Genomic DNA, 18,665 nt, shown 5'->3' with positions numbered 1-18,665 from the left:
CACCACGACCCTGCGCAAGCATGTCGCGGATCTGGAGGCCAGCACGACGGCGCGCTTCGAAGCGTCGGCCAAGACAGGCAAGGTCCGCAGGTTCAAGGAGTTCGTTGACGGCGCCGCTAGTTGGAGCCGCGTCGAGCGCATCATCGCGCGGGTCGAGGTCGGCGCCCAAGGTGGCGATATCCGCTTCGTCGTCACCAACCTTGCCGGTGGGAAGGCCAAGGCGCTCTACGAGGATGTCTACTGCCGGCGCGGCGCGGCCGAGAACCACATCAAGTCGTGGAAGACGCATCTTGCCGCCGACCGCACATCCTGCACCAGAGCGACGGCCAACCAGTTCCGGCTATTCCTGCATGCCGGTGCTTACTGGTTGATGTGGGGCTTGCGGGCCGCGATGCCGAGGCGCTCGAGCTTTGCCGTCGCCCAATTCGACACGCTGCGATTGCGCCTCATCAAAATCGCTGCGCGGGTGGTCGAGATGAAATCGCAAGTCCGCCTGCACCTGCCGACATCGTGCCCCGACCAGCGCATCCTGCGCATCGTCCTCGATCGCATCCCCCAACTCGCGACATAACGATGGGGGCAGACGCCCCGAAACGAACCCGTCGACCGCAACCTGCAAACCCCCGCCTGCCATCACGACGGAGCAATCCCGGCGCCTGACGAGGCGCGTGGAAAAGCACCGCAACGGCGACCACAGCGTCGCTTCAGGCCGTCAAAAGCTTATCGCCGTGCATCAAGGCGGCTAGGTAGGTGTGGCCCGGCTTCGTTGAATCCGCTGCGGGCCAGCTCTCTGATAGAAATCGGCGCCGTCGTCCCAGGCTTTCCATGGGCATCGTTTCCCGCGCGGAATGAAGGTCTCCTTCCCGAAGGCGGCAATTCCTAAACTCGGTGCGATGCCCGATTTGCGGTCAGGCTGCATCCGCCTTTTCTTCCAGACCAAGTAATCGCTTCGGCCAGAGCGCCGGCGGTGAAGAATTGTCTTGCGCTATCCCTAGCAAATGCGCTCATGCTGCTACTCCTCCACGGGCACCTGCGCCGGGAGGGCACCTCTAAACGCGACCGATAGATCGAGGGGAGGGCTCAACCCAATGAGCAGGGTGGCGCCCGCAGATGCGACTCCAGCTTCGTCGGCGACATTTGCGCCGCTCGAGAATGCAACTTTCCGATCGATCTGGCTTGCTACGCAGGTGTCCAGCTTTGGCTGGCTAATTCAAACTGTCGCCATCAGTTGGCTGATGGCGACCATTTCGACTTCCGACGTGATGGTCGCCTTGGTGCAGGCTTCGACGACGTTGCCTACATTCATCCTGTCGATCATCGCCGGAGCCCTGGCTGATAATTTCAGCCGCCGCAATCTGATGTTCGCTGGCTGGTCCGTGATAGCGCTGTCCTCGGCGATGCTGACGGTTCTTGCAGGCTTGGGAATTTTCAATCCATGGATGGTTCTTGCATTCAGCTGTTTGGCCGGAGCGGGCGCCGCTTTCACCGATCCCGCTTGGCACGCGTCGGTCGGCGACATCTTACGAAAACGCGAAGTTCCAGCCGCGGTTACGCTCATCTCGGTTGGATATAACGCTGTTCGAAGCGTCGGTCCGGCGCTTGGTGGCATTGTCGTTGCCTCCTTTGGACCTTTGACAGCTTTCGCTGTGGCGACGCTGACCTATCTAGCGCTGCTGTGGACCATAGGGCGCCGCAAATGGGATGTTCGCTCGTCCCCCCTCCCGCGCGAGCCATTGACCACGGCCATTCATGACGGAGCGCGCTTCACGGCGCTATCGGCGGAGATCAAGGCGGCAATCGCGCGTGGCGCGCTTTTTGGCCTGACCAGCATCTCCATACTCGCGCTCCTGCCTGTCGTTGCCCGCGATCAATTAGGCGGAGGACCGATCGTTTATGGCATCCTGATGGCTGGCTTCGGGACCGGCGCCTTGTGCGTCGGCATCTGCAACAATGTTTTGAGACGGTCGCTCTCCCAGGAGCGACTGACAATACTGGCATGCATTGCTTGCGCGGCGTGTTGTTTATCTCTTGCTCTCACGTCTTCAGTGGCAGTGGCGGCTATTGCGCTGGCGCTCGGCGGCGCGGGATGGGTGGTCACCTGGACGGGGCTCGACGTAAGCGTTCAATTGGCAAGCCCAAGGTGGGTCGTTGGTCGCACGCTCTCGATCTATTATGCCCTTTCGTCGGGTGGTATCGCGGCCGGCAGTTGGCTGTGGGGTACGGTGGCTGAGAACTATTCGCTTGCCTCAGCCCTGGAGATTTCAGCTGCTGCGCTACTGATGGTCGCGGCCACCGGGTTCCTGTTGCCGATCCGTCAATGGCAAGACTCTGATCAGGATCCTTTTGGCTTCGAGACACCGCAACTCGCTCTCGACCTGAAGCCGAGAAGCGGCCCGATCGTCATCAAGATCGAGTACTCAATACCGGAGGCAAACGTCGAAGCTTTCCTCGATCAGATGCAGGAACGACGGCGGGTGCAAAGCCGCGTCGGCGCCAGGCACTGGAACCTCCAGCGCGATCTTCAGGATTCCTCGCTTTGGACAGAAACCTTCCGCACGCCGACCTGGATGGACTATCTGCGCCTAAACCATCGCCTCACAGCGGCGGACAAGGAATTGGACCAACGTCTGCTCGAATTGAACATGGGTGGAAACCCACCTCTTACTAAACTTTCGATTGAGCGGCCGACCGGGGCAACCCGCAAGCGGGATCAACCGACGCGATTTTTCTTCCGCCGGTGATCGCAGGCTGTTGTTGATAGAGTTTCAAGGGTGAGGGTAGATGACCGGCTTGGTAAGATTTGAGAGGCCAGTTGTGATTCAGATTGGCCGCTATACAGAACGCACCGTGTTCGATGTTAATGATGCGGCCTCCATCCTGCTGCGGGATCTTGGTGGTCGTCAGACGGAGAAGCACAGGGCAGCTATGGACGCCTGTCTGAAGGTTATACGAGGTGAGCTTCATCCACCCGCCGCCCGCAGGGCTTTCGTCGCGGTCGCGCGCGAAGCAAAGATTCTACGCTGCGATTGACTGGAGTGCTCAAGCGGCACCGCCCGGCAACTGGCGGCTGATACGGAAGGCCTGAGGCATGACGTTGCCGCTCTTCTATCTGACACGAGCAGGGCGCAGCAGTTCCTACCCGTCGACTACATCAGGCAAAGTATCTTCGACGACGCTCAAATTTCGATCGAAAGCCTCGGTGTCGGATGCGTGGGCTCGGAGAGATCGCACCTTGTTTAGGATAGCCGCAACCGCCGCTTCTTTTTCTGGCGCTATGCGTGTTGTCACCGCTTTGGCCGCCAACGCGGAAAAATCTATGGCGGCATAAGGTGGCACACCTGCAGTGTCGCTTGCTTTCGGCCGTTCTTTGACGATTGTGCGCCGGCCCCGCGGCGGAGCCATACGGCCGGCTTTTGCGGCAAATGTTGCGCCGCGCCGTAGGCGCGTCTGCAAGAGGCCTGAGCGGTACGCCGGTGCTGTCGGCACAATCGTCGGGAGCGCAGGAGATGGAACCGCCGCGGAAGCGTCCAGCGCAGGTCTTTTCGTGCGCGAAGCGTCGGTAGAGGCGGGCAGGGGCATGAATGCGCGTTTGGCGAGCTGGCCGTCGGCGAAATAGAAATTGCGCGTGCCAAGGATCGGCAGCTCGCCGCGCGGCAATATGATGACCTTGTTCTTGTCGAGCGTGCGGATTTCGTCCGGCCGCATGAGCGGCCGCCGCACTTCCTTGCGGTGCTCCGAGCGCGTGTAATAAGTGTCGAACAACGTCGCCTTGGTGCGCGTCACGTCTTTTTGCACGTCCGACCTTTCGCCGAGCTGCTCGGAAACGTAGCGCAGATCGTCAGCATCCTGCGCGCCGAAAAAGATCTGCACGCGAGCGGCATTAATGAGCGTCTTGCGCCCTTCCTGGCGATAGATCTCGCCTACAGCCTTCAACGACTGCACGAAAAACCACATCGAAACACCGTTGCCGCCGAGCACGCTCGCCATTTCGGTGACGTTCTCCAGCTTGCCGAGGTTCTGGAACTCGTCGAGCAGCACAAGTACCGGATGCTCGCCCGGCTGCGGCAGGCTTTCCGACATGAAGTTCATCATCTGCGTGATCAGGACGTTGAACAACGGTCCAAGCGAAGTGATCTGCTCGCGGCGCACGTCGAGATAGAGAGAAATCCGGTCCCGCTTGAGCCTGCGAATATCGAACGTGCTGCGCGAGGTGGCTCGCATCAGGCGCTCGTTGAGGAAGGGGGCCATGCCGGTGCGCACGCCGGCGTAGATTCCGGAGAACTGCCGCTCAGACATCTCAAAGTAGGGCAGCAGGGTTTGCAATGTGAAATGCGAACATTCGCGGCGGCGTTCCTCGCGCAGCGAGCCGATGAATTCCAGGAGCGGCTGCTCGGCACCGTTCATGATCTCGAGGATTGTGGCAAAGGTCTTTTTCTGGTTTGGGATCGTCGGCGATTCCATGACGAAGGATGCTATGCCGGTAAAAAGGAGACGGGCGTCGTTCACCCAATAAGGGTCGGCATTTGAGGGCGGTCGCGGAAACAGCGCCGCAGCGATGTTGCGAAGGTCGATGTCGCGCTGCGCCGAATCCAGCGAGATGAAGTCCATCGGATTGTAGCATGCGGTATTGCCGTCCTGATCAGCCGGCGCAAAACGCACCACGCGGCTGATGGTTGAACGGTAACCGGCAGTCGCCGCATAGGTCTCGCCCCGCAGGTCGAGAACCACGAGCGAATGCGGCCAGGTCAAGACGTTCGGGATGATGAGAGACGTGCCTTTACCGGAGCGCGGCGGTCCTATGACGAAACCGCCGACATCATCGCCATCAATCCACAATTTCTTGCCGCCGATCAGCTTGCGCTGGGTCAAGCGGATCTTGCCGGAGCGCTGATCGCGGCCGGGCGACAGAATTTCGGCCAGCCTGCCGCCGGCTCGACCGACGAAGACGCCGCCAACTTTCGTCAGGCCGGTTTTTGATACGTCGCTCATAGTCATGAAGCGAGAGTCGTTGCGCTTTTTCGGGCGCATGAGAAACAGGCCGACCAGCGGCGCAAGAAACCCTAATGCCCCTGCGGCGACGGCGTATTGTACCCGGCTAACATTCCCCGCTATCGTATCTGCCCAGGCCAGACGAACGACGGGCAAGGGATTGGCGTTCAACTGGTCGAACAGGACCCGGGAGCCAGTCCTGAACCAATCTGTCGCGGCATAGACGACGGTGAAGACCAGGGCGCCCAGGGCCATCGCCATGAGCACCATGAAAATTGCAGTTGCGATTTTCTGCATGGATAGGCCCCCGCTAGATTGTCTCGGCCTTGGTGAACTTGATCTCGCTGATGCCGCGCCGTCCGCCTTCGGTGCGGACCATCTGGACGACCACCGGAATGACCTCGCGCAGATAGCCGAGGATTTCGCCTCGTGAGAGGCCCGAACTGCCCTGCATGACCATGAGCGCCAGCCGCTCGTAGGCGGACCGGGCGGAATTGGCATGAACGGTCGTGAGCGAACCCGGGTGGCCGGTGTTGATCGCCTGGAGGAACGCGAAGGTTTCAGCGCCGCGTAACTCGCCCAAAAGCAGACGGTCGGGCCGCATGCGAAGCGAGGCTTCGAGCAGCTGTTGGGCGGAGACCTTGGCAAGCCCCTGGTCGCCCTTCGAGGCTATCAAGGTGACGTTGTTGGGAGCCGGCAGCCTCAGTTCGCGGGTGTCTTCGATCGTGATGATCCGCTCATGGGCCGGGATCTCCTTCAAGAGCGCATTCAAGAAAGTCGTCTTGCCGGTTGACGTGCCGCCTGAAACCACGATCGAGACGCGGTTGCGCACCGCGTATTGCAGGAAGTCCATTGGCGACGTGTCGTGCAACATCTCGACGAGTCGCTTTTCTTCGATTGAAAGCGCAAGGCCGCTGCCCATTGCCGTGTCCTCGAAGGCGCCGAGATCCTTGTAGGCAGCAAGGCTCATATCCATGATGACCTGCTTGCGGATCGAAATCGCCCCGCCTTCGGGAGCCGCCGGCGGCAAGATGCATTGGATGCGCTCACCCGAGGGTAGAGCGGCCGACAGGACCGGCTTCTCTTCGTTGATGACCTGATTTGTCGCCGAGGCGACACCCGTCGAGATATGCCTAATCCAGCCGGGCGTGACCTCGCGCTTGACGACATGCTCCATTTCCTTCGCGCCGAGGCGTTCGATAAACAATTCACCCGGCCTGTTGATCGCAATCTCGGACACCGCATCTTCGGTCAAATAGGCCCATATCGGTTCCAGATGAGCACGCAGGACCGGGGCTCTCGCCCAAGGGTCAGGGAGGGGATGCACGGCATTCATTTCACCGGGCTCCCATAGCCGGAATAAAAATGATCCGTCGGCATGCCGTAGAGAGGCGTCGGATCGATCGCCGCCTTCGGCCGCCCACCTGCCTTCAGGCGTGCAACTTCTTCCTGGACGGGATCGGCGTATAGGTCCGAGAAATCGAGATCTCGCCGCACCAGCACGACGACCGATGTGCCCTGGTCGACGTAGACTGTCGGGCCAATGTTCTGCGTGTCGCGAAACGCCTCTTGCGCGAGTTGCTGCAAGGCGGTCGATGACTTATCAAACGCGATGCTGCGGGCGTCGCGCTGCGAGCCATTGCCACCATAAGTTAGGGTCGTGGTCTCACCTGTTACGGGATCGATTGTCGACACCTGGCGCTGTTGGCCATCTTGCCCGCTATCGCCAAGCGAGGACAGATATTCAGAGACTCCGCCAACGACGGAAAGCATGATGGCGTTGCCGTACCGTGCAGCCCAGTGCGTATCGACACGGCCGCCCATGCCGCCGCGGCCGAGCGCGTCGGCACCAGGCGATTTGATGTCGACGGAAATGCCATCCGAGCGGATGACCCTGCTCCAGACGATGAAAACACGCTTTTGACCGCGCGCAAGCCCCGAGCGGTATTCTCCGGTCAGGCGCGAGCCCTTCGGAATGAGGATCCGCCTGCCGTCGAGCGAGAAGACATCCTCACGCACGACAGCGCGCACGGCACCGGGAAGGTCGGTGTTGATCGCGGTTTCCAAATAGCCGCGAATGATCGTGCCTTCAGGGATCAACGCATCGGTGCGTCGGAAGACCCTGGCTTTGACGATGCCGGAAGAACTTGCCTCAGACTGCGCCAGGAATGCCTTGTTGGGATCACTGTCGGCGCCGGGGACCGGAATGATCTGACCGTCGGGCGCGATCTCGACCTGCGCCGCCTGGGCGCCGGCATCCGTCGAGCCGGTTTGATCATTCGTCACCATCTGGTTCGAGCGCAGGCGTTCCCACACCGCTTTTTCGCGCTCGGCGGCCTCTGCCTTACGGCGAGCCTCTTCCTCTGCCGCGGCTTCGCGGCGGGCTTCTTCCGCCTCGGCCTTGCGGCGAGCCTCCTCTGCCGCCATTTGCGCCTCCAGCGCGCGCCGCTGCGCATCGAGATCCGCGCCCTCCTGCACGGTCTGATCGACATTGGTAGCCTGTTGCGCGCCGCTCTGGTCGGCGGCCGGTGGCGGCACCACAATCTGCTCGATGGTGCCGTCGGCAGGTTGCGGCGGTTCGTTCAACGCCGGCGGGCGGAATTCGGGCGGGTTGAAGTTTTCCTCGCCGTCGCTGCGAACATCGCGCGATACCGGCTCCCGGGGCCAGTTCAGCCATATCAACGCGCCAACCAGCACCACGCCGAGGGCGACCAGGGCGATCCTGGTACCCACGCCCGCACCGCGGCGCGCGACCGTCGGGCTGCCGTCCAGCTGGTTATAATCGATCTGGGTCATCACCGCCCTCCGCTGGATCCGAACAGGGTGGAACCGCCTGTCAGTTTCGTTGGACCGTAGACTTGCTCGACCGGATCGATGGCGTTGGGTCGCGCCCGGTTGTAGAGGCAGAGCGTCTTGCCATCGGCCCGCAAGGTGAATTGCTGCGCGACCTTGTCGATGACTGTGTATTTGCCCTGCGTGCGAACGTTGACCAGCGACTCATGGCGCTTGTCGTCGACAACGAAAATCGCCGGAATGTCACCCTTGAACTCCAGAAACACCTTCGTGCCGTCGTCGAATACGGTACGCGGCTTCAGGCTGTCGTCACCCTTGTAGGCATAGTCGTAATTGAGATCGGCATAGTTCAGGTCCTTCAAATCCGGATCGGCGGCGCTCTCTTTGGCCTGTGAGAGCAGGCGCGCGTTGATATCCTCGTCCGGGTATTTGAACCGGACCTGGAACGATGCCCGGTCACGGCTATTGTCGGTTGCCTGCAGCAGCAAGGAATAGACGCGCCGGTTGGTGACGACGTTGACGTTGGTCCACGCATCGCGCTCCAGCGGCTTTACGAACAGAAATCGCGATCCGCGTTTGGGGATGATCGACCAGCCTTTCGTGTCGCCAGCCGACACGGTTTCGATGACTTCGGTCGGGCTGAGCTCGACCATCGTCGAAATACCCAGAGCTGCGCGCACCGACGTCACGTCGTCATTGTTGAAGGTGACGTATCGGATGCGACCGTCGCGTGCGGCCGCGTCGTGCATTGTGCCGAGCAGAAAGGCGGCCGACAGCGCAAGGCCCACGCGCCATCTCATTGTAGGCTCCCCGCAGCGGGCGCCGATTCCTGATCGCGGCGGTAGTCCGTAACCTGAAATCCCAACGGATTGTCGAAACGCCATTCGTTCTTCAGCGGCGTCGAGGTGTAGCGGAATTTTATCACCGCCACCCAATCGTCGGTGGTGGACGAATTGTCCCGCCGCGTCGTCGTGGCAAAGCGCACCGAGGCTGTGTTGCGATTGAGCAGGGAAACCGACTTGATCTCGACCGAGACAGTGACATTGCGGCCAAAAATCTTGTCCAGCGATTGTGGATTTGCAGGCGTGAAAAGCCACGTCAAATCCTTGGATGCCGCGTCGGTGGAGTAGAGCTGGGCCAGGTCGTAATTCTGTTTCAGTTCACGGGAATCGTAGGTTTCCCGGGCCCTGATATAGCGGACCAGATTGGCCGCCGTGACGGCTTCGTTCTGCGACAAATCTCCAGGCTTCAGCGCGCGCATGATTTCGAGGTAGCCCGTCGATTTGTCGACCTCGACAACATACGGTTCGAACTGCCGGAGCGGCAGGATCAGCACGAGCGCCAACAGAGACAGCACCGCCACCAGTCCGGAAACGCCGCTGATGATCCAGGCCAATGTACGCGATCGACGCATTGACCGGTGCGTGTCGTCTTCCCAGGTCGCGCCCGCCCTGTAATAGCGCTTGTCGACGAGTTCGCTGCTGCGGTCGGCAGCCGTTTCCACTGGCATTGTCACGTTACTATTGCCTCGTTTGCGCGACGCATTCTGATCCACGCCGCGATCGGTGATCGTTCTTGTGTCCTAGGCCAGAGGCCTGGAGTTATCGCGCGCACCTTGCTGGATGGCGGACCGGGTTGCGGCATCCGCCCTAGCTGCTCGCGAAGATCGAAAACTGTTTGCCGCGAGCTGTCGGGCGCCGCGAGCGGCGCGGCCTGCGACCCATCGCGCGCCGGAATAGCGCACGGCGTTTCTGCCGAAGTTTCTATAAGGATTGTATGCTCCCACGGTGCTCAGATACCCGCCGCCATTCAGGATCGAAGCAATCGAAGGTATCTGCATGAGAACGTAGATCCCGATGATCGTCACCAGCACCAGCGGCAGCACCAGCGACATTTTGCTGTCCATGGTCGCTCCGCCGGACGTGGCGGTGTTCAGCGCCGCGTTGACGAGCGAGAAGTAGAAACCGAGAAAGCCGTAGATCAGGACTTGCTGGATCATCAGGAAGGTGCTCAGCGAAAGGAAGCCTTCGCTCATGCGCGAGGACCATCGGTAAAGCCAGAGAATGATCCATATCGGCGCCAAGGCCAGCGTGATGAACAACATCACCTTGGCGGCGATGATCGCGGCAATGGCAAGCGCTGCGAAGATGATGGCAGACAGCAGGACGAGCAGCGACAAGAGCGCGCCAAAAATGTCATAGAAGGATCCGCTATAGACCTGATTGGCGACGTCCTGCGCCCCTTGGTAGAGATTGTCGATCAGCGCTGGAATTGCCGCCTGATCGCTGAGCTGATTGCCGGTGGCCCGCGACACGGCGCCGACGATCACCTTACCGACCTCGTCTGGAATGCTTTGCACGAGCTGATAGATCGTCGCGGAAAATGTCCCCCATCTGGTCAGCAGCAGATAGATGATGACGGCGCGGCCGAGGCGATAGGCCGCTTCGATTGGCGAAATCGACTCACGCCCGCTCAAAATCGAATAGCCCCACCACACGATATAAAGGGTCAGCATCAGCGTGAAGACGTTGCCCATCGCATTGCCCAACTGCATATAGACGGTGCGAACGAAGTCCTCGCCGATGTTGTCAATGCCACCGAGGATGCTTGCGGCGAGACCGTTCATGGATCCTCGTCAATGATGCTGGCGAACGGCGTTGAATTGACCGGCTTCAGCGCGCCGCATTCGTCGGTGTGGGCATACGCCAAAGGCCCGCACGGAGCTTTCAGTTCGCGATTAGCGCATCCAAAAAGCCCCGCGCCGAGCCCAATCACAACGCATATGCGCAGGACTCGCCTCGACAAGCGCTCAGCCCCCGCTCTTGCCGAATTCCGCGAATGGATTGACGGTGCGCGGCGTCATCATCTTCTGCACCTGGCTCTGGCGAAGAAGATCTCCCTTCAGCTTCTCATTCAGGGCCGCGACCGCACCGTTCTGCACGCCGATCAGTTCGTTGACCGCGCGCGCGTTTTCCAGCTGCATTCGTGTGTTCTGGTCCACCGATCCCTTGACGTCCTGTGACTGCCCGATCTGCCCGCTCGCGGACTGCAGGGACCGTTGGCGCTGGGTGACACCTTGCGAGGCCTGCGAAGTCAGCGCGCTTAGCAGCGAGGCCACGTTGACGCTGCCGCCATAGGCCGTGTTGACGGCGCTCGTCTCTTTGCCGGCAATCTGCTGGAGCTGCTTCACCAGCTGGAGCCCGTTGATGACGGCGCCGGCGATTTTCTGGATTTCGGGCGAAAGGCCGCCAAACGAAAGAGCCCCGCCGTTCAGGATCGATCCGAACGACGGCGCCTGGGCAATCGACATATTGCCGCCAAGGCCCATCTGTCCGATCCCGAGCGATCCGTCACGACTGCCGCTGAGAGCCTGCAGGATCTCGTCGCTCTTTTTCAGGATATCCTTGTTCGAATCCATGATGGAGTTGGTATTGTCCGCATTCTTGCGGGCGACATCGAGATTGGCGCCATCGATGACGGCAATCTGTGCGTGGGCCGTGCTTGCCCAAAGCGCCAGACTGCCGGCAATTGCGAATTTCGTCATGTCAGCCTCCTATTGCTGCAGAGAATCGATGACGCTGGCAGCGCCAGCAGGGTCAGTGGTGATGATCATCGAGCGGCTGTCGGCTGAGCTTGTCCCTGCATTCTCAACCGCGCATGGTAGCCACCGGCCGCGATCGATCTTCAACCATTCCAGTTCCGCGGGATTGCAAGAGAACGGGTTTGGAGAACCGCTCTTCGGCTGTTGCACCAGCTTGGCCGACTGCGATGCCTGAACGTTCTGCAACGACAGAAGTTGAGCCAGCAGGCCAGTGAAATTCCCCGCATTGGCGAGGTACTGGTTGGTGACATCGGCGTTGATCCCACGAGCCGACGAGTTCAGCTCCCAAGCGTCCTTGTATTCCGTCACTTGGCCAACGTTGCCCGCTAGCGCGTCAATCGCCGCATAGTTGGCGCCCATCTGCGATGAGCTTGCATCAAGGCCGCCAGCCGCCTTCCTGACCGTGCCCATGGCCGCGTCCTGGGCCGTGCCGCCGGCGCCGTCGGCCGTCACGATCGAGAATGGTGCCGGCGCGGCGGCCGGAGCCTTGCCGCTCGACACATAGTCGTTGAAGTAACTGTTCCAACGGCCGACGCCGCCGGCCCATTGGTTTTGCTCGCCTGCGTTCGATCCGTTGTAGAAGGAGGCGAGACAGCTGTAATTTGTCGCCCCGCATTGCTTCACCCCCATTCCGAGATATTTGACGCCGCCTTCGATATTCTGCTCGTTCACGTCGCGGTCCAGTCCCATGGACTTGCCGGTGCCCTTGGTCAGCTGCATGACGCCTTTGACGCCGGTGTGGCTCCCGGCGCACGTGTCAAAGCGCGATTCCTGATAGGCGACGGAGAGCGCCAGGCCTTCGGGCACGCCGTACTTTTGCGCGTAATAGCGGATCATTTTCACGTTGCCCGCGTCGCGCTGCAACGCGTCGGCCGGGGACCGGCGAAACATCTGTGAGCGGTATTTGTTCGAATAGGTGCAGACGACGCTTTTCTTCCTGTCGGTTTCGTCCTTCTTCGCTTCATCCGACTTCGTGCTGTGCTGCTCGTCCTCTTGCCGCTTGTCGAGGTTCGAATCGTCGATGACCGCGATCTGAGCGACAGCCACGGTCATGCTTCCCGACGTCGCGAGAGCCACGGCCAGACAAGCGCTGCTAAGCCGCTTCGTCATGCTCGTTCTCCCATCCGCAGAAGTATGGCAGCCACATCTCCGGCTCGTCGCCGAAGGTCTCCCGGAGCCGTGCGCATTCCTTGCTGTTGGCTTCGTTCGAGGACAAGACCTTGATGAGATCGGGCATCGCCGACAAATCGAGCTTGGCTACGATCGAGTCGCTGTCGTGCTTGACGAGGAAGGTGCGTGTTTCCTTCGCGGTTCGGCGCACGAACTCGAATTCCTTCGCTGTCAGCGAGAAGCGCTCCATGTAGGACTCCTTGCTCGCCTTCGGGTTGGGGAAGAAAATGTTGGTCTTCGTTTGCTCGATCAGTGACGACGAGATGGCGGAATTGACGACGTCTTCCGCCGTCTGCGTGCCAAAGCCGACCACGCCGTTGCGGCGACGAATGGTCTTCAGCGTTTCGTTGATGAAAGCGGCGAAAACCTCGTCGTCCAGCAGCTTCCAGCCTTCATCGAGGAAGAGCATGATCGGCGAGCCGTCGATGACGTCCTCAAGACGGTGGAAGATGTAGAGCAACGCCGCCGAGCGCAGCTTTCGGTCGCCCAGGATTTTGGTCATGTCGAACCCGACAACGGGTTTCGAGAAATCCACCAGATCGACGGGATTGTTGAAAAGCCAGCCTCTGTCCTTCGGGTCGAGCCAGGGCTGTATCCGCGCGGCCAGATCATTCATGCCGGGCATGAGCGAACCCCGCAGCACTTCCGGCAGCAGGTCGAAGGTCCGCTGTTTGCGCGGGATCTTGTAGATCATGTCGACGGCGGCGTTGATGACGCGCATCTCCGCCACGTCCAGCGCACCGCCTTCCGGCGTTAGAATGTAGATGAGCAGATCTTCCAGGAAAGAACGGTTTTCTGCCGTGTCCTCGAGCTGCAATGGCGCGAACCCGGTCGGCTGAGAAGGCTCCATCACCTCGTATCGACCGCCGAGCGCCCGAACGAAAATTTCAGCGCCGCGCATATAATCGAAATAAACACATCGTGGCCGCGGCATGATGCGCATGGCCTGCGCCATCAGGAATGACAGCACCACGGTCTTGCCCGAGCCGGTCGGACCGAACACCGTAAAGTGCCCGACATCGTGAACGTGGAAATTGAAATAATAGGCTGTCTGGCTGGTCGTTTCGAGCAAAGCGATGGGGCGTTTCCAATGCAGCCTCTCGCGTTGGCCCGAGGGGAAATTGTGTCCTGAAAAAAGGCCGGCGAAGTTAAGGGACGAGATCAACGCGCGTCGCGCGATGTAGCTGAAATTTCCCGGCAACTGCGCCCAAAAGGCGAGTTCCGTGTTCAGTGTCTCGCGGACCGGCACGATCGACATGCGCGAAAGCTCGGCCGTGATATCGGATAGCGCACGGTTGAGCCCAGCCATATCCGGTGCCAATGCCATGACGCTCATGTGATGTTGTCCGAAGACGACTTCGCCGCCGGCCAGCTTGTCGGCGCCGTCGTGGACGGACTGCTCGACTGTCGTGCCCGCCTCGTCGGAGCCCTCAACCTGGTTCGCGATGGTGTTGATCCTGCGCATCGCCGTGACACGGTCTTCGATCGCGAAACTCTGCGTCAGGACGAACTCATGTGGCAGGCGCAAGAGACCGTCCAATGAGCCCGGCGCGGTGAACGGCGGATATTCCTTGATCGACACCATGGCGCCGAGCTTGCCAGCGTCCGGTCCGCGAAGTTCCAGCGCGGACTTGCCGAAAAACAGCTGCCGCGTCGCCAGCACATCGCCAAGGGACATGCGCGGCAAAGGCATTTCCACATCGACGCCGCCGGCGAGGATCTTCGCCAAAAATTCCGCGGGCTCGGAAAAGAAGCCGTTGCGGCGCTTCACGAGACCGAGAAGACGTGCACCATAAGCCGTAAAATCCTTGACGACGCCGTCGAGAACGTCCTGCAGTTCGGCCATCGCCTCTTCGCGGGTTTCTTCGCCTGCGGTGCTGATGCGGAACGCATTGAGCGCCTTGTCCACCCAGCCGACGCGGCCGACCATCGGCCGGCGTATGACCGTCAGATACGCTTCGTTGACGAAAAGGTTTTTCGCCCCAAGCTCATCCATGTAGCGGGCGTCGAGCTCGGCCACGAAAGGGTTGTCAAAGTCGCCTTCGATCTCCGGCGTCACGTGGCGGCGGATGATGGTAGTGTAGACCGCAAAGCGAGACGTTGAGAGATTCCGGAACGTCGTGTTGCGGTTGAACATGCGGCTGTTCAACTCGGCCTGGTCCATCGTCTGGAAGGGCAGGCCACTGAGCTGGATGACGCCCACCAGAAAGCCGCTCTTCGTTACGATCAGATTGTCATCGACATGGCGAAGGTAAGGGATGTGCATCGCCGCGGGCTTTTCACGCCGCCGCTCACGGCCAAATTTCAGGTCGGCATCGAGGCTCATGGCGAATAGCTCCTCGCCCCCCAGAAAGTAAGGTTCGCCACCGCTCCGCGTTTGGAGACGCGCCGCTCGAAAATATGAAACATATAGGGGTCGAGCTGGCACAGATATGCGCTGACCAGATGCACCACGCCGAACACCCCAAGACCGAGCATGAAGCTGCTCGTGGCGATAAAGCCGATCACCGCCAGGATGCCGTTCAGAGCAAAAACTTCATATCGCACCCCCCATTTCATCGGGGGGCGTGTCAGTGGCAGGCTGACCGGCTCGACATAGACTTCCTCGTCGTCCATGTCTCAGCTGCCTCCCGCGGTCGCGCGAACCGCATCCACCAACTGGGCAGCGCCGAAGATCAGAGCGATGCCAATGATGATGGAAAAAGCCATCATCCACGCCAGGCGGCCCGTCATGGCGAGGAAGCCAAGAAAACAGACCGCGATGATGGCGAATGAGCGCGCGATGTTGCCCTGCAGAACGCCGACGAACCACTCCAGCACATTCTCGACCGGTGCCGCCGACTGCGCATATGCACTGGCCGGCGCGAGAGCTATTCCGACCGCCGAGGCCAAGGCCAGTTTCAGGGCAAATTTGCCCGCTTTCCTGTATTCCACCCTTGGCTCCTTTCAGTTGCCGAAATCCATGACATGACCATCCTGCCAGGCGTCCTCGCTTGCTGGCGGAGCGGCCGCGAGCATTTCGGATTTGGCCAGGGCAGACTTCTTCACGACACCGCCGAACTTCCAGCGGTTCAGTATTTTCACGATGTATTCTGCAGTTTCCGGATTCACCGGAATGCCCTGCGCCTTGTAGACGCTGTTGGGCCCGGCGTTGTAAGCCGCCAGCATCAGCAGCGGATCCTGGAACTCGTCATAGAGTGACTTCAGATGGCGGAGGCCAGCCCGTACATTTGCCTCTGTGTCGCAACGGTCGCTCACGCCGAGATCGGCCGCCGTGCCTGGCATCAGCTGCATGATCCCTAGGGCTCCGGCCTTCGACGGACCCTGACTGGCGCCGAGATCGCTTTCGGCCCATGCAATTGCCTCGGCCAGATCGGCGTCGAACCCTTCCTCTTGCGCGATTGAACGCACAAGTCGGGAGACCTCAGCACGATTTCCGGTCGTACACGCCCCCGGCCTTTGCGCCCCGACCGCGGCAAGGGCTTGCGCCGGTGTTGCAAAGGCAACTGCTACGCGGTCTGATGCCAGGTCCTGGCCGTGCGCATTGAACGGCATCGTGGCGCCACACAGGGTGAGCAGGAGAGCGAATCGAGCGTTCATAGTGTCGCCAAAATTTAACACTTTACTATGGCTACACGCAGCCCTAGTAAAGTGTCAACACTGTATGTAATCGCAAGGACGGATTTCGATGAGACAGACGGCCCTTTGCATGGTTTTGCTGCTTCAGGGCACCGCGGCTTATGCTGCCGGCGCCGACGCCCCGAGTGCCTTTGCCCAGCCGTCGGAGCACTACCTGCTCCAGTTTGCCAAGCCGGGCGAGAAGGTGTTCGTCTATGAACGCTATGATGCAAAAGGCGCGCTCTTTCAGCGCGATGCGGCCGCCCTTATCTCGCCGGTTAAGGTGCCGTCGGCGACCGAGCGCGTCATAAACGGCGTGACGTACCGGCTGCGCGGCCTTGCGGCCTGCCCCAAACCGAAGATCACGTACAAGACGCAGCAATGGGACTGCACGAAGGCCGCGCAGGACTATGAAGAGGCAATCTACAACAATCGCGCATCTGTCGTGCTTTGCAAAACACTTGTGCTGCAAAGCACGAAGGGTGAACCCGACGCCGTGTCGTGTTTCTCTCTCGTCGGTGCGGGCAACGCAAACGACCCGTACAACGTCGCCTACGACGATGACGAAATGGTTTTTTTCGACATGGCGGCGATCGGACGCAACAAGGACGGCAAGTCGCTGCGCCCCGATCTGGAGCATTCGGCCGACCTCGGTGGACAGTTCCAGGAATGAAGCAGGCGAGCTTCGCAGTGCTGGCCGCATTTGGTTTGTGCGCTTCGGCCCAGGCCCAGGATGCATCCGAGTCTGCCGTGCCAACGCCCTTGGCAGTATCGAAATCGGCTCAACTGCTGACCGGAGATACCTGGCGTGATGGAGATCACCTTTTCCGCCTCTATGGCGTCCAGTCATGTCTTCGAGGCACGTCAGCCGAAGAGCAAAATGGAAACAAAATCGATTGCGGGAACACCTCGCTGGCGCACCTTGCAGCCCTATTCGATAGCGCGGCGGTTACATGCCAGCCAATCGGCTACGCCCTGGACAAGGCGGTTTTTGTCGTGTGCGGTGCGCAGCTGAATGGCGACACAATCGACGTCGGCACGGCGCTGATAGCGACCGGATACGCGTTTGCCGCAACAACCGCAAACGGCAAAGCCGTCAATGAGAACTATCTGATCGCGGAAATCAACGCTAAGATGAAACGTGCGGGTTTGTGGGGCACAACGTTTCGGCATCCTGTGCGACTGCTGCTAAACAAGCGGTCGGAGAGACAGCATGAAACACGATGATGAAGCGCACAGATATTACTATCCTGTGGAAGGACGCGGCGACGGCGCCATTGGCGGAGCGGCTGCGTTCATCGCGATCATTTTGGTGCCGGCGGCCATCTACGCGGGCTGGAATACCGTGGCCTCATGGATTTCGACGATCTTTTCTTAGGGCTGCAGTTTCGTGAAGGAACCGAGCAACGCGCGCCAATCGTCGACATCAATCTCGCACCAGCCATGAGCCGTCAGCCGTTGGAAGTAAGCAGCCTTCATTTTCATTTCCGCGATAGTGGCTACTGGAGCAATGGCAGCACGCCTTCGCACAGCGGCCTCCTCCGCCATGACCGCGTCCAGCCTCTCACCCAGCACGATCGCGTCCGGCCCTTCGGCCCCCATCCATCGCTTGCCGATACATTCAAGCGCGGCAACGCTCTGACGATGTTCCGCAATCAGTTTTGCGACGTCTTCAGCCGCTTCCATCTGTCCATTGCTGCAGACCTGTTGAATAGGCATCGTCCTCGCCCTGGCGTACATCGGTCACATACTGGTAGCTCGGGAGGTGAGGAAAAATAGGGATGACATCATCCCTTTTTTGAAGCGACCAATTCTGAGAGACAGGGGCGGTGGGCGCATGCGTAGAGGGATTGGCTTCCAATGTTTCGTGCCCTGGTGGTCGAAGACCAGACACTTATGCGTCTGGCACTGATGAACGAAGTGCAAGCAAGCTTCGAAGAATGCATTGTCCTGGGAGCGGAGACGCTGAACATCGCGACTGCCGAGCTTCAAAACAATCATTTCGATCTTGTCGTGATCGATCCTGGCTTGCCCGGTTTTGATCCCACGTCACAGGGCGACCGCGTCGCTGTCGTCGACAAGATCATCGAGGCTTCACCCAGTGCGATCCATGTTGTCGTCACCGGTTCTGACAACCTTTGCGAGGCGGATGGCTTCCGGCAAATCGGCGCTGCCGCCTATCTCGGCAAGACCGGGCTTGCGCCCGGCGTGTTCAGGGACGTGCTGGACGATATTTCCACCAAGGGATTCTCGTTGCGCCTGTCGCGGGTTGTCATGACGAAACCCGATTATCGCTTTTCTGTTCTTACACCGCGCGAACAAGAGGCCATCGACATGATGGCGCATCGCGAACCCGGCGTGAAACGCAAGGAAATCTTTTCGCTGATGGCCGACCGGCTGGCCATTGATGCCGGCTCGGCCGAGAAATACTACAAGCAGGCTCGCGCCAAGCTCATGCGGCAAGGCCATCCGCTCCCACGAGGTCTGTGAGACA

At 60.2% G+C, this 18,665-nt stretch carries 20 protein-coding genes; 7 read left to right on the top strand and 13 right to left on the bottom strand.

What is annotated here, in order from left to right:
- From NKI79_RS31200 to NKI79_RS31190, 3 genes are all read left to right on the top strand, one after another.
- Window positions 1-571 (top strand): transposase (locus NKI79_RS31200; protein WP_352806989.1); only part of this gene is annotated, 571 nt, incomplete at its 5' end.
- A gap of 517 nt (window positions 572-1,088) precedes the next feature.
- A complete protein-coding gene (locus tag NKI79_RS31195) occupies window positions 1,089-2,741 on the top strand; it encodes an MFS transporter (RefSeq protein WP_031195547.1) in 1,653 nt (550 codons plus the stop codon).
- Between the two features lie 40 nt (window positions 2,742-2,781).
- Window positions 2,782-3,030, top strand: a complete 249-nt coding sequence (locus NKI79_RS31190) for a DUF982 domain-containing protein (protein WP_023723202.1) — start codon at window positions 2,782-2,784, stop codon at window positions 3,028-3,030.
- A 105-nt stretch (window positions 3,031-3,135) separates the two neighbouring features.
- Here the strand turns inward: NKI79_RS31190 and NKI79_RS31185 are convergent, their stop codons facing one another.
- The 12 genes from NKI79_RS31185 to NKI79_RS31130 form a co-directional block, all read right to left on the bottom strand.
- Complete coding sequence (locus NKI79_RS31185) at window positions 3,136-5,286, bottom strand: type IV secretory system conjugative DNA transfer family protein (RefSeq protein ID WP_352806987.1); 2,151 nt, start codon at window positions 5,284-5,286, stop codon at window positions 3,136-3,138.
- Window positions 5,287-5,299: 13 nt separating this feature from the next.
- On the bottom strand, window positions 5,300-6,325 hold the full coding sequence (gene virB11, locus NKI79_RS31180; protein WP_352516251.1) for a P-type DNA transfer ATPase VirB11: 1,026 nt from the start codon (window positions 6,323-6,325) through the stop codon (window positions 5,300-5,302).
- Window positions 6,322-7,785 carry a type IV secretion system protein VirB10 gene (gene virB10 / locus NKI79_RS31175; RefSeq protein WP_352516252.1) on the bottom strand — a complete coding sequence of 488 codons (1,464 nt, stop codon included), beginning with the start codon at window positions 7,783-7,785 and terminating at the stop codon, window positions 6,322-6,324. The genes virB11 and virB10 overlap by 4 nt, the downstream gene beginning before the upstream one ends.
- Complete coding sequence (locus NKI79_RS31170) at window positions 7,785-8,582, bottom strand: TrbG/VirB9 family P-type conjugative transfer protein (protein ID WP_352516253.1); 798 nt, start codon at window positions 8,580-8,582, stop codon at window positions 7,785-7,787. Before NKI79_RS31170 ends, virB10 begins: the two co-directional genes overlap by 1 nt.
- Complete coding sequence (locus tag NKI79_RS31165; protein ID WP_352806991.1) at window positions 8,579-9,292, bottom strand: VirB8 family type IV secretion system protein; 714 nt, start codon at window positions 9,290-9,292, stop codon at window positions 8,579-8,581. The genes NKI79_RS31170 and NKI79_RS31165 overlap by 4 nt, the downstream gene beginning before the upstream one ends.
- A gap of 72 nt (window positions 9,293-9,364) precedes the next feature.
- Window positions 9,365-10,408, bottom strand: coding sequence for a TrbL/VirB6 family protein (locus NKI79_RS31160; RefSeq protein WP_352516254.1), 1,044 nt, complete (start codon window positions 10,406-10,408; stop codon window positions 9,365-9,367).
- Window positions 10,409-10,591: 183 nt separating this feature from the next.
- Window positions 10,592-11,326: a type IV secretion system protein gene (locus NKI79_RS31155; RefSeq protein ID WP_352516255.1), complete on the bottom strand. Its 735-nt coding sequence runs from the start codon at window positions 11,324-11,326 to the stop codon at window positions 10,592-10,594.
- Window positions 11,327-11,335: 9 nt separating this feature from the next.
- On the bottom strand, window positions 11,336-12,247 hold the full coding sequence (locus NKI79_RS31150; RefSeq protein WP_352806984.1) for a transglycosylase SLT domain-containing protein: 912 nt from the start codon (window positions 12,245-12,247) through the stop codon (window positions 11,336-11,338).
- Window positions 12,248-12,476: 229 nt separating this feature from the next.
- Complete coding sequence (locus NKI79_RS31145; RefSeq protein ID WP_352516258.1) at window positions 12,477-14,879, bottom strand: VirB4 family type IV secretion/conjugal transfer ATPase; 2,403 nt, start codon at window positions 14,877-14,879, stop codon at window positions 12,477-12,479.
- Complete coding sequence (locus tag NKI79_RS31140) at window positions 14,876-15,169, bottom strand: VirB3 family type IV secretion system protein (protein ID WP_352516259.1); 294 nt, start codon at window positions 15,167-15,169, stop codon at window positions 14,876-14,878. Before NKI79_RS31140 ends, NKI79_RS31145 begins: the two co-directional genes overlap by 4 nt.
- A 3-nt stretch (window positions 15,170-15,172) precedes the next feature.
- The gene (locus NKI79_RS31135; protein ID WP_352516261.1) at window positions 15,173-15,487 is read right to left on the bottom strand and encodes a TrbC/VirB2 family type IV secretion system protein; all 315 of its coding nucleotides are present in this window, start codon (window positions 15,485-15,487) and stop codon (window positions 15,173-15,175) included.
- Between the two features lie 12 nt (window positions 15,488-15,499).
- Entirely contained in the window at window positions 15,500-16,108 is a 609-nt protein-coding gene (locus tag NKI79_RS31130; RefSeq protein ID WP_352517938.1) for a lytic transglycosylase domain-containing protein, read from the bottom strand.
- A gap of 133 nt (window positions 16,109-16,241) precedes the next feature.
- On the opposite strand from NKI79_RS31130, the gene NKI79_RS31125 reads away from it, so the two are divergent.
- From NKI79_RS31125 to NKI79_RS31115, 3 genes are read left to right on the top strand one after another with little or no spacing between them, the layout of a single operon-like run.
- Window positions 16,242-16,844 carry a hypothetical protein gene (locus NKI79_RS31125; RefSeq protein WP_352516264.1) on the top strand — a complete coding sequence of 201 codons (603 nt, stop codon included), beginning with the start codon at window positions 16,242-16,244 and terminating at the stop codon, window positions 16,842-16,844.
- The gene (locus NKI79_RS31120) at window positions 16,841-17,398 is read left to right on the top strand and encodes a thermonuclease family protein (RefSeq protein ID WP_023722879.1); all 558 of its coding nucleotides are present in this window, start codon (window positions 16,841-16,843) and stop codon (window positions 17,396-17,398) included. The genes NKI79_RS31125 and NKI79_RS31120 overlap by 4 nt, the downstream gene beginning before the upstream one ends.
- Window positions 17,385-17,549 carry a hypothetical protein gene (locus NKI79_RS31115; RefSeq protein WP_156948357.1) on the top strand — a complete coding sequence of 55 codons (165 nt, stop codon included), beginning with the start codon at window positions 17,385-17,387 and terminating at the stop codon, window positions 17,547-17,549. Before NKI79_RS31120 ends, NKI79_RS31115 begins: the two co-directional genes overlap by 14 nt.
- On the opposite strand, the gene NKI79_RS31110 is transcribed toward NKI79_RS31115, so the two are convergent.
- Window positions 17,546-17,890, bottom strand: coding sequence for a hypothetical protein (locus NKI79_RS31110; protein ID WP_031195334.1), 345 nt, complete (start codon window positions 17,888-17,890; stop codon window positions 17,546-17,548). The genes NKI79_RS31115 and NKI79_RS31110 overlap by 4 nt on opposite strands.
- A 141-nt stretch (window positions 17,891-18,031) precedes the next feature.
- Here NKI79_RS31110 and NKI79_RS31105 point away from each other — a divergent pair, with 141 nt between their 5' ends.
- Window positions 18,032-18,661 (top strand): response regulator, encoded by a 630-nt coding sequence (locus NKI79_RS31105; RefSeq protein WP_023722882.1) that lies wholly within the window; start codon window positions 18,032-18,034, stop codon window positions 18,659-18,661.
- The last annotated feature ends 4 nt before the right edge of the window (window positions 18,662-18,665 follow it).

Origin of the sequence: Mesorhizobium sp. M0340, from assembly GCF_040321535.1 — a bacterium.
Lineage (GTDB): Bacteria > Pseudomonadota > Alphaproteobacteria > Rhizobiales > Rhizobiaceae > Mesorhizobium.
This window is presented reverse-complemented; position numbering and strand designations above follow the sequence as displayed.